12 protein-coding genes are annotated in these 11,984 nt (G+C 66.8%); 8 read left to right on the forward strand and 4 right to left on the reverse strand.

Going from position 1 to position 11,984, the window contains the following annotated elements; all coding sequences use genetic code 11:
• Positions 1-106 precede the first annotated feature (106 nt).
• Entirely contained in the window at positions 107-1,639 is a 1,533-nt protein-coding gene (locus KDW55_RS18020) for a sensor domain-containing diguanylate cyclase (RefSeq protein ID WP_209822242.1), read from the reverse strand.
• Positions 1,640-2,204: 565 nt separating this feature from the next.
• On the opposite strand from KDW55_RS18020, the gene KDW55_RS18025 reads away from it, so the two are divergent.
• The 4 genes from KDW55_RS18025 (at position 2,205) to KDW55_RS18040 (ending at position 6,491) form a co-directional block, all read left to right on the forward strand.
• On the forward strand, positions 2,205-3,740 hold the full coding sequence (locus KDW55_RS18025) for an amino acid permease (RefSeq protein ID WP_212160498.1): 1,536 nt from the start codon (positions 2,205-2,207) through the stop codon (positions 3,738-3,740).
• A gap of 369 nt (positions 3,741-4,109) precedes the next feature.
• Positions 4,110-4,355, forward strand: coding sequence for a DUF3717 domain-containing protein (locus KDW55_RS18030; protein WP_006761486.1), 246 nt, complete (start codon positions 4,110-4,112; stop codon positions 4,353-4,355).
• A 266-nt stretch (positions 4,356-4,621) separates the two neighbouring features.
• Complete coding sequence (locus KDW55_RS18035; protein ID WP_040139236.1) at positions 4,622-5,539, forward strand: LysR family transcriptional regulator; 918 nt, start codon at positions 4,622-4,624, stop codon at positions 5,537-5,539.
• A gap of 109 nt (positions 5,540-5,648) precedes the next feature.
• The gene (locus KDW55_RS18040) at positions 5,649-6,491 is read left to right on the forward strand and encodes an alpha/beta hydrolase (RefSeq protein ID WP_212160497.1); all 843 of its coding nucleotides are present in this window, start codon (positions 5,649-5,651) and stop codon (positions 6,489-6,491) included.
• A 52-nt stretch (positions 6,492-6,543) separates the two neighbouring features.
• Here KDW55_RS18040 and KDW55_RS18045 read toward each other — a convergent pair whose 3' ends face one another.
• Positions 6,544-6,897, reverse strand: coding sequence for a hypothetical protein (locus KDW55_RS18045; protein ID WP_012365480.1), 354 nt, complete (start codon positions 6,895-6,897; stop codon positions 6,544-6,546).
• Between the two features lie 224 nt (positions 6,898-7,121).
• Complete coding sequence (locus tag KDW55_RS18050) at positions 7,122-7,736, reverse strand: TetR/AcrR family transcriptional regulator (RefSeq protein ID WP_212160495.1); 615 nt, start codon at positions 7,734-7,736, stop codon at positions 7,122-7,124.
• A gap of 109 nt (positions 7,737-7,845) precedes the next feature.
• On the opposite strand from KDW55_RS18050, the gene KDW55_RS18055 reads away from it, so the two are divergent.
• On the forward strand, positions 7,846-9,087 hold the full coding sequence (locus tag KDW55_RS18055) for a glycosyltransferase (protein ID WP_212160494.1): 1,242 nt from the start codon (positions 7,846-7,848) through the stop codon (positions 9,085-9,087).
• A gap of 25 nt (positions 9,088-9,112) precedes the next feature.
• On the opposite strand, the gene hutC is transcribed toward KDW55_RS18055, so the two are convergent.
• The gene (gene hutC, locus KDW55_RS18060) at positions 9,113-9,808 is read right to left on the reverse strand and encodes a histidine utilization repressor (RefSeq protein WP_040139240.1); all 696 of its coding nucleotides are present in this window, start codon (positions 9,806-9,808) and stop codon (positions 9,113-9,115) included.
• Between the two features lie 386 nt (positions 9,809-10,194).
• Between hutC and KDW55_RS18065 the strand changes: the two genes are divergently transcribed.
• The 3 genes from KDW55_RS18065 (at position 10,195) to KDW55_RS18075 (ending at position 11,981) form a co-directional block, all read left to right on the forward strand.
• A complete protein-coding gene (locus KDW55_RS18065; RefSeq protein WP_069242671.1) occupies positions 10,195-10,431 on the forward strand; it encodes a hypothetical protein in 237 nt (78 codons plus the stop codon).
• A gap of 150 nt (positions 10,432-10,581) precedes the next feature.
• Positions 10,582-11,271, forward strand: a complete 690-nt coding sequence (locus KDW55_RS18070; RefSeq protein WP_212160493.1) for an ABC transporter permease — start codon at positions 10,582-10,584, stop codon at positions 11,269-11,271.
• Positions 11,268-11,981 (forward strand): ABC transporter permease, encoded by a 714-nt coding sequence (locus KDW55_RS18075; protein WP_040139242.1) that lies wholly within the window; start codon positions 11,268-11,270, stop codon positions 11,979-11,981. The genes KDW55_RS18070 and KDW55_RS18075 overlap by 4 nt, the downstream gene beginning before the upstream one ends.
• Positions 11,982-11,984 lie beyond the last annotated feature (3 nt).

Here is an 11,984-nt window from a genome sequence, read left to right on the forward strand (position 1 = left end):
CCACGCCGGTGCGGCGCCGGTCGTCACGCCGCGGCATCACGTGGCGTCAGCCAGCGTCGCCAGGCGTCAGCCGATATCAGCCGATATCAGCCGATATGAGCCGGTGTCACGCGTCGGCCGCACTCGCGTGCTCGGCGTCCGACACGCGGTTGCGGCCGCCGGACTTTGCGCGGTACAGCGCGTCGTCGGCCTGGCGCAGCAGCGTTGCGGCATTCACGCGGCCGGCGGCGGTCGCGATGCCGATGCTCGCGGTCACGTGCCCGTACGGGCTGCGGCGATGCTCGATGTCGAGGCCCGCGATCGCGCGCCGGATCGCTTCGGCGACGGTCGCCGCGCCGTGCGCATCGGTATCGGGCAGCGTGACGACGAATTCCTCGCCGCCGTAGCGCGCGACGTGGTCGCTGTCGCGGCGCAGGCAGCGCGACGCCGCTTGCGCGACGTCGCGCAGCACGTCGTCGCCGGCGAGGTGGCCGTAATAGTCGTTGAATGCCTTGAAATGATCGACGTCGACGAACAGCACGGACAGCGGGCGGCCGCTGCGCGATGCGCGCTGCGCTTCGTTCGCGAGCACCGCGTCGAATGTGCCGCGGTTGTCGAGCCCGGTCAGCGAATCGGTGTGCGCGAGCCGGTACAGCTTCGATTCGGCGATCTGCCGGCGGCTGAGTTCACGCGACAGCGCGAGCGAGCCCCACGCGATGAACGCGGTAAAGAGCGCCATCAGCACGGCGGTCCAGATCGCTCGATGGTTCCACGATGCATAGACGTCGACCTCGGCGGGCGCGACGTCGACGGTCAGCGGCAGATGCGCGAGATGCTTGTAAACATAGATGCGCCGCACGCCGTCGATCGGGCCGGTGCCGACGAGTGCGCCTTCGCGGCTGCGCTGCGCGTCGATGAACAGCTGCGAGTCGTGCAGGTCGACGCCAACCGCGCGCGCATCGTACGGCAGCCGCGATACGAGCGTGCCGTTGTCCTCGACGATCGCCGCGCTGCCGTGCCGGCCGACCGCGAGCCCGTCGAGGAGCGCGCGGAAGTAGTCGATGCTGAGCGTGCCGACGACGATTCCGCCGAACGTGCCGTCGGCGCGCGTGATGCGCCGGCTGAGCGCGATCGTCAGTGCGCCGCCGCGCAGCCGCGACGGGTAGGGCCGGCTGATGTAGAGGCCCGTTGCGAGCCCGTCGCGGTGGACGGCGAAATATTCGCGGTCGGCAAAATTGCCTTGCCGCGGCGGCGACTCCGCAGAATCGATCACGATATTGCCGTGTGCATCCATCACGAAAATGGCGCCGAGAAACGCGCCGGTCGCCGCGCGGTCGAACAGCAGCCGGTGCCGCTGATGCGGCGGCAGCGTGGCCAATTCCGGATCGGCGAGACCATCGACCACGTTTTGCAGCGACAGATCATACAGCTCGATATTGCGGGAAATATCGCGCTCGATCAGCAGCATCAGATTGCGCGCGTTTTCAACCGCATGGTCGTATGCGTCGTGACGCGCTTCGATCAACAGCGACGCGGAGAGTCCCCAACTGAACAGCAGCAGAACGATACCGGCCGCGAGGACGCCGCGGGGCGACAGAATGCGCGCCACGGCCAAGGCGGTGTGGCGGCGCAGCGCGGCGATCAACGGGGGTGACTTCATCCTCGGCGGGGGCGGAGCGGCGGGCATTTTGCGTCTTCGACGCTTCCGCACGCTGATTATTTCGATTTAAACCGCATTATCTCGCGAATTCGCGTATCTCGCCGTGCGATGCAAAACATGCATGGGAAACCATCATTGGAAACGGTTACGCATCATTACGGCGATTCTCGGCCGCGATTTGATTTCAATCAATTTCGACTGGCACTATTTTGTCTGATTATTTCATGGTGGGCGAAACAAATTGGCGTTTTAAAACCTGCGCCGGCCGTTGTTCGTAACCGATTCATCGGACATTTGCGTATTCGCAGGACGGACGGCGCGTCGCGGCCGGCGGTCACGTGAATGCACCTCCAGGCTGTTGATTCCGCGGCGCCTGCGCGCGACGCTCGGGCATCCGGGCGCGAGCGGCCCCCATGACGAATCAGGTAGAATCCGCGCTTCGCCGCCGGCGCCCGGCGCGCAACGCGTATCGGGGCCGCATCGAATGCATCGCAGGCGGCGCACGGCGCCCCGCTCCCGCATGTGCCGGCCCCGGATGCCGGCCCGCTCAACGTTCGTCTCGTTTATGTCCGCACTTCCGAATTCCGACCAACCCGGTTCGTCCGCGAACCCACCCAAGCTTCATCGCGCGCTGAAGGCGCGCCACCTGACGATGATCGCGATCGGCGGCTCGATCGGCACGGGCCTGTTCGTCGCGTCCGGCGCGTCGATCTCGCAGGCAGGCCCCGGTGGCGCGATGGTCGCGTACATGCTGATCGGCCTGATGGTCTACTTCCTGATGACGAGCCTCGGTGAAATGGCCGCGTTCATGCCGGTGTCGGGCTCGTTCGCGACCTACGGCGCAAAATTCGTCGATGAAGGCTTCGGCTTCGCGCTCGGCTGGAACTACTGGTACAACTGGGCGGTGACGATCGCAGTCGAGCTCGTCGCCGCGCAGCTCGTGATGCACTACTGGTTCCCGGACGTGCCGGGCGTGTGGTGGAGCGCGGCGTTCCTCGCCGTGATGTTCCTGCTCAATGCGTTGACGGTGCGCGGTTTTGGCGAGGCCGAATACTGGTTCGCGCTGATCAAGGTGGTCACCGTCGTCGCGTTCATCGGCGTCGGGCTTTTGATGATCTTCGGCATTCTGAAAGGCGCGCCGGGCAACGGCTGGGGCAACCTGACGATCGGCGACGCGCCGTTCGCGGGCGGCCTGCCGGCGCTGATGGGCGTCGCGATGATCGCCGGCTTCTCGTTTCAGGGCACCGAGCTGATCGGCGTTGCGGCCGGCGAATCGGAGCACCCGCGCACGACGATTCCGCGCGCGGTGCGTCAGGTGTTCTGGCGGATCCTGCTGTTCTACGTGCTCGCGATCTTCGTGATCGGCGTGCTGATTCCGTACACCGACCCGAACCTGCTGAAGAGCGACGTGACCGATATCGGCGTGAGCCCGTTCACGCTCGTGTTCCGACACGCGGGGCTGGCGTTCGCGGCCGGCGTGATGAACGCGGTGATCCTGACGGCCGTGCTGTCGGCCGGCAACTCGGGCATGTATGCGTCCACGCGGATGCTGTACAACCTCGCGACCGAAGGCCGCGCGCCGAAACTGTTCGCGAAGCTGTCGCCCGGCGGCGTGCCGCGCAATGCGCTCTATGCGACGACTGCGGTTGGCGCGCTGTGCTTCTTCACGTCGCTGTACGGCGACAAGACGGTGTACCTGTGGCTGCTGAACACGTCGGGGATGACCGGCTTCATCGCATGGCTCGGCATCGCGATCAGCCATTACCGGTTCCGCAAGGGCTACGTGAAGCAGGGCTACGCGCTCGATCAGCTGCCGTATCAGTCGAAGTGGTTCCCGTTCGGCCCGTTGTTCGCGTTCGTGCTGTGTCTCGTGATCGCGCTGGGGCAGGACTACCAGGCGTTCCTCGCGAACCGGATCGACTGGGCCGGTGTTGCGGCGACGTACGTCGGCATTCCGCTGTTCGTTGTCGTGTGGCTCGGCTACCGGCTGCTGAACAAGAGCCGCTTCGTGCGCTACGAGGACATGGAGATCGCGCCGTGGGTCGCCGCGAATCGCGGTGCGCACGCGCAGCGCGTGACGAACCGCGAAACGGCGGCCTGAGGCCGACGCGGCAAGCCGCCGCGCGACGCGGAGCGAGCACGCAGTGAAGACGGGAAGCCCGCGGGCTTCCCGTTTGTTTTCGGGCGCGTGGGCGCGCATGGCGGCGGCGCGCGCACCGCGTGCCGGGGGAACCGCATCGGCGTGTGCGCGGATACCGCGCAACCCCATTTTTTTGTCGGTTTTCCGCTGCACGGGGTCAAAGCCGGTTATATTTCCCGACCCTACCGGGCGACGGCCCGGCCGGCGCGACGAGCGCGGCGCGGATCGGGCATCCGGCGCGCGCGTCGAGCGGCGGCCGGCGGCGCCCGGCGTTTTCATCGTTCCGGCGGCGCGTGCACGGCCGGCGGAGCGCGCAACCCAGAGGAATTCATGAGCGCATCACCCGCCGAGCGGAAGGCCGGACCCGTTTCCATCGTGCGAATCGAAGCCGCGATCAATGCGTGGCGCGAAGTGTATCCGCCGGCGCCGGACGGCGAGGACGGCTACGCGCTCGACGCCGGCAGCAATTGCCTGGCCGAGCTGTACGGCGCGATGATCTGCTATCGGCTGCCGGACGTGCCGCTCGATTCGCTGAGCGACGCGCAGCGCGACGCGCTGTACGCGACCGAGGCGTGACGCGCGGCCGGCACGATGCCGCGGCGTGGCGCCGGCGAACGAACGGGAAGCCCTCGCGGCTTCCCGTTTTGCTTTGCGCGGCTTCGGGCGTCGCCGCGAATGCAGTGCGGCTCGCGCAGGGATCGGCGCCGGCTGAGGTATCGTGACGGAATCGGGAAGCAGGCGATCGAGGAAGCCGCTGAGGATAGCCGGCGGCAGCGACCGGCGCTGGCGTTGCCGGCGCGGTGCCCAATGAGCGCCCGTTGCCTGTCCGGGAGGATTCGAACATGGAGTTGAGACACCTCCGCTACTTCGTCGCCGTCGCCGAGGAGCGGAATTTCACGCGTGCGGCCGAGCGCCTGCACATCGCGCAGCCGCCGCTCAGCCGTCAGATCCAGCAGCTCGAGGAGTCGCTCGGCGTTCCGCTGTTCGAGCGCAATGCGCGGCCGCTGAAGCTGACCGACGCGGGACGGTTCTTCTATTCGCATGCGGTGCAGCTGCTCGCGCAGACGACCGAGCTCGAATCGATGACGAAGCGCGTCGGCAAGATCGAGCGCAGCATGTCGGTCGGGTTCGTCGGCTCGACGCTGTACGGGATGCTGCCGAAGATCATCCGCCGTTTTCGCAGCGAGTATCCGGCCGTCGAGCTGAGCCTGCACGAGATGTCGACGATGGATCAGATCAAGGCGCTGAAGGAAGGGCGCATCGACGTCGGCTTCGGCCGCATCCGTCACGAGGATCCGAGCGTGCGGCGCGTCGTGCTGCGCGAGGAGCGGATGATCGTCGCGCTGCCGGTCGGCCATCCGCTCGACGGCGCGAAGCCCGTGCTGTCGCTGCACGATCTCGTCAACGACACGCTGATCATCTTTCCGAAGGCGCCGCGGCCGAGCTATGCGGACCAGGTGCTCGCGGCGTTTCACGATCGCGCGTTGCAGCCGCGGCGCATCTATGAGACGCGCGAGCTGCAGATCGCGCTCGGCCTCGTCGCGATGGGCGAGGGCGTGTCCGTCGTGCCGCACAGCGTGTACGGGCTGAAGCGCGACGACATCAGCTACAAGCCGCTCGACGACCCGAATCTCGTATCGCCGATCATCATGAGCATGCGTATGCTCGACGAATCGGGGGACATCCGCGCGATGCAGGCGCTGATTTACCGGCTCTACGACGAGGCGCAGATGGAGTATCTGCCGCCGCAGCCGGAATGAGCGTGCGGCGGATGGCGGCTCGCTCCGCGCGGCGCGCGCCGTGGAGCCGCGATCACCGGTATTCGATGCGGCACGCGCGCGCGATCGCCTTCACGCAAACGACATACACATGACCGACATCGTGACCGAGGAGATCTGGGTAGAGACGCCGCAAGGGCGTCTCTTCGCGAAACGCTGGGGCGTGGCACGCGCGCCGCACGCGACCGCATTTGGGCAGCGCGCGCCTGGGGCGGCCGCGCCTATGCCGGCCGCGCCCATCGTGCTGCTGCATGATTCGCTTGGCTGCGTCGAACTATGGCGCGACTTCCCGGCGCAACTTGCGCAGGCCACGCGGCGCGACGTGATCGCGTACGACCGGCTCGGCTTCGGCCGCTCCGATCGCCATCCGGGGCAACTCGCGACGACGTTCGTGCGCGACGAGGCCGATCACGGATTTCCGGCGCTGCTCGAATGGTGCGGCATCGAGTCGTTCGTCGCGTTCGGGCACAGCGTCGGCGGCGGCATGGCGGTTTGCTGTGCGGCTGCGCATCCCGAACGCTGCCGCGCGCTGGTGACGGTCGCCGCGCAGGCGTTCGTCGAGGATCGCACGCGCGACGGCATTCGCGAAGCAGCGCAGCAGTTCGCCGCGCCCGGCCAGCTCGACCGGCTCGCACGCTATCACGGCGACAAGGCCGAATGGGTGCTGCGCGCATGGGTCGACACGTGGTTGTCGCCTGCGTTTCGCGGCTGGACGCTCGACGACGCGCTGCCGCGTGTCCGCTGTGCGACGCTTGCGATTCACGGCGCGCAGGACGAATACGGATCGGACGCGCATCCGAAGCGAATCGCCGCGCGCGTCGCGGGGCCGTCGTCGTACCTGATGCTCGACGGATGCGGACACATGCCGCATCGCGAGCGTACCGACGACGTCCTCGCCGCGGTCGCGGCCTTGCTGCGCGACGCGCCCGCCTGAGCGCGCGAACGCCCGTGCGCGATGCGATCGGCGGGGCCGGGCCCGCCGGAATTCAGAACGCCAGCTGGATCGCGAGGTCGATCGCGAGCAGCGCGATCGAGCAGCCGATGCCGAGCACCACGTTCGGCAGGCGGTGCTCGAAATCGCGATGGTCGCGGCGCATCGCCGCGCCGAGCAGGAAGATCGCTTCGACGACGATCTGCAAGCCGACGAACAGCAGCATCAGCAGATACTCGTAACCCATCTGCTTGAACGCGGCGAATTGCATCCCGTGATCGCGGATCCACTGACCGACGCGCAGCAGTTCGTACACGAACAGCAGGGCGGGAAACAGGTAGCTGATGAAGTAAGTCGGCGCGGTCGCGTGCCGTAGTTCGAGGTGGAAGTGCTGATGCGTGGTAGCCATCACGAAGCCCTCCTTGCAACGCATGATTGCGGTCGCGACGGCGGCGCGGCGACGTGCGGACCAACGGATTGCCCGATCCATCGTGCGCAGCCGTACGACATCAGCATACTGCTGCGCGGGAAATTTCGCATCCCGCACGCGCGTTCGTCGCAAAAACCCCGAATCACCGAGGATCGCGCGGCATTTCCGGCGGCGCGCGGGCTACGCCGGCCGACGGTCGTCGTTCACGCCTTCGCTTGCGCGCCTTCGATGAACAGCTTCGCGACCGACCGGAACTCCCGCTTCAGCGACAATCCCGGCACCGTCAGCCAGCGCAGCATCGCCGCAAGATACAGGTGATGGAACCACGCGGCGAGCTGGTCGGCTGCGAGCGCCGCATTGAGTTCGCCCGCCTGCTGCCCCGCGCCGATCAGTTGCTGCCACAGGAGCGCGATGTCGGCGCCGTTCGTCTTGCCGCCGTCCGCGTGTTGCGCGCCGATGCTCAGGAAGCGGTGCCGCAAATACGCGAGCAGGTACGCCGGATGCTGTTCGCACCACGCAGCCGACGCATCGAGCACGCACGCGAGCCGTGATGCGAACGTCTTGCGCCGCGCGACGTCGCGCTGCAGATGCGCGAGATCGCGCGCGAGTTCACCTTCCAGCCAGTGCGCGAGCACGGCCTCTTTCGTCGCGAAGTGGTTGTACAGCGTCCGCTTCGCGACATCCGCGTGCGCGGCGATCTGCTCCATCGTGACGGCGTCGTAACCGTGTTCGTCGAACAGGCGGGCGCCGGTATCGGCGAGGTGCGCGAGCATCTGGCTGCGCTTGCGCGCGCGGCGGCCCGGTTCGTCGGTCGTCATAGGCGTGGCTCCATGGCGCGGGTCTTACGAAAAGTGTACGAATTGCATTAGTATACGACGTGCACTTTTGAGAATCCACCCGCATGCATCGCGGAACGAGGAGTCCCACATGAATTTCGTCATCGCCACTTACGGCACCGAAGGTGACACGCGTCCGCTCGCGGCGCTCGGCCGCGCATTGATGAACGCGGGCCATGAAGTCCGGTTGCTGGCCGATGCCGCGACGCTCGGCTCCGCTACCGCACTCGGCGTGCCGTGCGCACCGTTGTCCGGCGATATCCGCGCGGTGATCGCGCCGAACGGCGCGCTGTCCCGCGCGCTGAACCGGCGCGGCGGTTTCAACGACACGTCGAAGGCGCTCGTCGCGATTGCGAACGGGAATACGGCCGCATGGATGCGCGAGGTCGCCGACGCGTCGGCCGGTTGCGATGCGATCCTCGTGTCGGGGCTCGCGTCGTTCGTCGGTCTGTCGGTTGCCGAATATCGGGGCGTGCCGGCGATCGGCGCCGGTATGATTCCGATCACGCCGACCGCGGCATTCGCGTCGCCGTTCCTGCCGCCCGGCAGGGTGCCGCGCTGGCTGAATCGCACGAGCCACCGGTTCGTGAATGCGCTGCTGTGGCAGGCGTTCCGCAGCGCGACCAATGCTGCGCGCGCAAGCGTGTGCGGACTGCCGCCGCGCGGGCGCGTGTGGACCGGCCATCCGATGTTGTACGGCGTGTCGCCCGCGTTGCTGTCCGATGCGGCCGACTGGCCGCCGAACGCGCTGGCATGCGGTCAGTGGCGCGTCGACGCGCCGGCGTGGATGCCGCCGCCCGCGTTGTCGGCCTTTCTCGAAGCGGGCGAGCCGCCCGTGTATATCGGTTTCGGCAGCATGGCCGGATTCGATCGGGCCGCGATGACCGACGCGCTGGTGCGCGCGCTCGACGGCCGGCGCGCACTGTTTTATCCGGGCTGGAGCGGAATCGATGCGTCGATGCTGCCCGCGCACGTGCACGTGATCGGCGATACGCCGCACGACGAGTTGTTTCCGCATATCGCGATGGCGATCCATCACGGCGGCTCGGGCACCACGCATTCGGCCGCGCGGGCGGGGATACCGTCGGTCGTCGTGCCGTTCGTGGGCGATCAGTTTTTCTGGGCCGACCGGCTTCGGCGGCTCGGTGTCGCGGACGCGCCGGTGGCCGGACGTCGCGTGGACAGTGCCGCGCTCGGCCGTGCGATCGCGTTCGCAGCCCGTGCGGACACCCGGGCGCGTGCCGCCGAACTGGGTGCGCGCATCGCGCGGGAAGACGGCGTGCGGCTGGCAGTCGACGCGCTCGAGCGCTGGGTGCGCGGCAGCTCGCGCTGACCGCGCCGAGCGCGCGGCCCGTGCGTCAGAAATGTCCGGTGAACCGGTAGCGGCTGCCCGGGTGCCACAGGTTCGCCACCGACGCGACCATCCCCTGCGACCACGTGCGCCGGTGCAGCAGCAGGCACGGCTCGCGTTCGTCCATCGCAAGATGGCGGCGCGTTCCCGCGTCGGGCATCGCAGCCTCGATCCGGTATTCGACGCGCTGCAGCGGCGCGACGCGCGTCAGGTACTGGTTCGGTGTCGTCGTCGTGAAATCCTGCAGTGCGTATTCGGGCGCGCAGGCCGGATTGACCCAGCGCTCCTCGAGTTGCACGGGCGTGTCGTTCTCGAAGTGCAGCACGCGCGAATGAAAGATCGGATTGCCTGCATCGAGCTGCAGTTCGTCGGCGAGCTTCGCGTCGGCGACCGCCGCGCCCACCTCCAGCACCTGCGCACGATAGGCATGGCCGCGCGCGGCCACTTCGTCGGAGATGCTGCGGATCGCGACGAGTGTCGATTCGTACTTCGGCGACGCGACATACGTGCCGGAGCCGCGCGTGCGCGTGAGCACCTGCTCGGCGGTAAGCTCGCGCAGCGCGCGGTTGACCGTCATCCGCGCGACGTTGAATTCGCGCGCGAGTTCGTTCTCCGACGGCACCTGGTCGCCTTCCGCCCACTCGCCTGCATGAATGCGCGCGAGGATGAAATCCTTGATTTCCTGATAGATCGGTGTGGTCATTGCATTGCTGGTCAAGAGACGGGCCCGCGTGCCGCAGCGCGGCCATCGTATCGGTGTCCGGGCGGAGTGTACCGGGTTCGACGCCGCGACGGCCCGCCCGTGAGCGGTGATCCGGGTTATCCCGGCATCGGTCCGTCCCGATGCCGCTCGCCCGGCGCATGGGCGCGAATCGCGGCCGGCCTGTCGAGCGCACGCGTCAAAAATAAAAGTATAGACAAATACGTGCACGTCGACGGCTGTCCGGACTCCGCCTCGAAAGGCGCGTTACAGCAGTACATAACGGGAAGATGCCTGAAATATAAGGGTGAGCTGCGCATCCGCGAAATAATCAGACAATTAGAGAGAAACACGGATTGCCGGTGATGGTCCTGAAAAGGCAAAGTTGTATGTACAACTTCGAGTGCCGCTCGATGAGTGGCATCCGGGTTGGCAGGGCTCGGGTGGCCGCGCCGCCGGACGGGACCCGAGCCCAGTTCGCCTATGACAGGAACGCCATGAAGAAACTCGCGCTCAGTATCGCCGCCTGCATCACGGCCGGTGCCCATGCCAACGATCGATCGACGATCGGGCTCGGCGATTCGGCGTCCTCGGCGGCTGACTGCCGCCACGATGTGCGTCGCTGACGGCGCGCACAGCATCCGTTGCCGGATGCCGCTCGCGTCGCCTGATGCGCACGGCTTGATGAGCACGCCGCATCATGTCGTGCGCAGAACTCGTTTGCTGCGCGGTTAATGGCTATTGACAATCCAGCCACATCGTTCTGGATCCCTAATATGATTTTCCAAGGATTTGGCCCGCTGCTGTGGGCCGGCACGGTCGAGACCGTGAAGCTCGCGGTGCTGTCGCTCGCCGCGTCGCTCGTACTGGGCCTCGCTGGCGCGGCCGCGAAACTGTCGGCCAATCGCGTGCTCAAGTCGGTCGGCACGTTCTATACGACGCTGATCCGCGCGGTGCCCGACCTCGTGCTGATGCTGCTGCTGTTCTACGGGATACAAATCCTGCTGAACAACGCGACGGACCTGCTCGGCTGGGATCAGATCGACATCGACCCGTTCGTCGCCGGTGTGGTGACGCTCGGCTTCATCTACGGCGCATACTTCACCGAGACGTTTCGCGGTGCGTTCCTCGCGGTGCCGCGCGGCCAGCTCGAAGCCGGTTTCGCATACGGGATGAGCGGCTGGCGCGTGTTTCACCGGATCCTGTTTCCGCAGATGATGCGCTTCGCGCTGCCCGGGATCGGCAACAACTGGCAGGTGCTCGTGAAGGCGACCGCGCTCGTGTCGATCATCGGCCTCGCGGATGTGGTGAAGGCGTCGCAGGACGCCGGCAAGAGCACGCTCGATTTCTTCTTCTTCACGCTTGCGGCCGGCGCGATCTACCTCGCGATCACGACGGTGTCGAACGTCGTGCTGCACCACCTCGAGAAGCGTTATTCCGTCGGCGTCCGGAGGCTTGCACTGTGATCGAACTCATCAGTCAGTACTGGCAGAACTATCTGTACACCGACGGCTACCGCTTCAGCGGCCTCGCGATCACGCTGTGGCTGCTGGTCGTGTCGATCGCGCTCGGCTTCGCACTGGCCGTGCCGCTCGCGATCGCACGCGCATCGTCGAACCGCTGGATCTCCGGCCCGGTGTGGCTCTACACGTACGTGTTCCGCGGCACGCCGCTCTACGTGCAGCTGCTGATGTGCTACACCGGCATCTACAGCCTGCAGGTCGTGCACAACCACGTGCTGCTCGACACGTTCTTCCGCAACGCGATGAACTGCACGCTGCTCGCGTTCGTGCTGAACGAGTGCGCGTACGCGACCGAGATCTTCGCGGGCGCGATCAAGGCAACGTCGGCAGGCGAGATTGAGGCCGGAATGGCATACGGGATGTCGCGCTTCAAGCTCTACACGCGCATCATCCTGCCGTCCGCGCTGCGCCGCTCGCTGCCGAGCTACAGCAACGAAGTGATCCTGATGCTGCATGCGACGACGCTCGCGTTTACCGCGACCGTGCCCGACATCCTGAAGGTCACGCGCGACGTGAACTCGGCGACGTACATGTCGTTCCAGGCATACGGCATCGCGGCCGTGCTGTACGCCGTCGTCGTATTCACGCTCATCTGGGCGTTCCGCAAGCTCGAGACGCGCTGGCTCGCGTACCTGTCGCCGCGCGGCCACTAATGC

Source organism: Burkholderia sp. AU19243, assembly GCF_018148075.1.
GTDB classification, from domain to species: Bacteria; Pseudomonadota; Gammaproteobacteria; order Burkholderiales; family Burkholderiaceae; genus Burkholderia; species Burkholderia latens_A.

Excerpts from the sequence above, each read along its gene's own strand:
- KDW55_RS18020 (WP_209822242.1), bottom strand. The coding sequence starts at position 1,639 with ATGAAGTCACCCCCGTTGATCGCCGCGCTGCGCCGCCACACCGCCTTG.
- KDW55_RS18025 (WP_212160498.1), top strand. The coding sequence starts at position 2,205 with ATGTCCGCACTTCCGAATTCCGACCAACCCGGTTCGTCCGCGAACCCA.
- KDW55_RS18030 (WP_006761486.1), top strand. The coding sequence starts at position 4,110 with ATGAGCGCATCACCCGCCGAGCGGAAGGCCGGACCCGTTTCCATCGTG.
- KDW55_RS18035 (WP_040139236.1), top strand. The coding sequence starts at position 4,622 with ATGGAGTTGAGACACCTCCGCTACTTCGTCGCCGTCGCCGAGGAGCGG.
- KDW55_RS18040 (WP_212160497.1), top strand. The coding sequence starts at position 5,649 with ATGACCGACATCGTGACCGAGGAGATCTGGGTAGAGACGCCGCAAGGG.
- KDW55_RS18045 (WP_012365480.1), bottom strand. The coding sequence starts at position 6,897 with ATGGCTACCACGCATCAGCACTTCCACCTCGAACTACGGCACGCGACC.
- KDW55_RS18050 (WP_212160495.1), bottom strand. The coding sequence starts at position 7,736 with ATGACGACCGACGAACCGGGCCGCCGCGCGCGCAAGCGCAGCCAGATG.
- KDW55_RS18055 (WP_212160494.1), top strand. The coding sequence starts at position 7,846 with ATGAATTTCGTCATCGCCACTTACGGCACCGAAGGTGACACGCGTCCG.
- hutC (WP_040139240.1), bottom strand. The coding sequence starts at position 9,808 with ATGACCACACCGATCTATCAGGAAATCAAGGATTTCATCCTCGCGCGC.
- KDW55_RS18065 (WP_069242671.1), top strand. The coding sequence starts at position 10,195 with ATGTACAACTTCGAGTGCCGCTCGATGAGTGGCATCCGGGTTGGCAGG.
- KDW55_RS18070 (WP_212160493.1), top strand. The coding sequence starts at position 10,582 with ATGATTTTCCAAGGATTTGGCCCGCTGCTGTGGGCCGGCACGGTCGAG.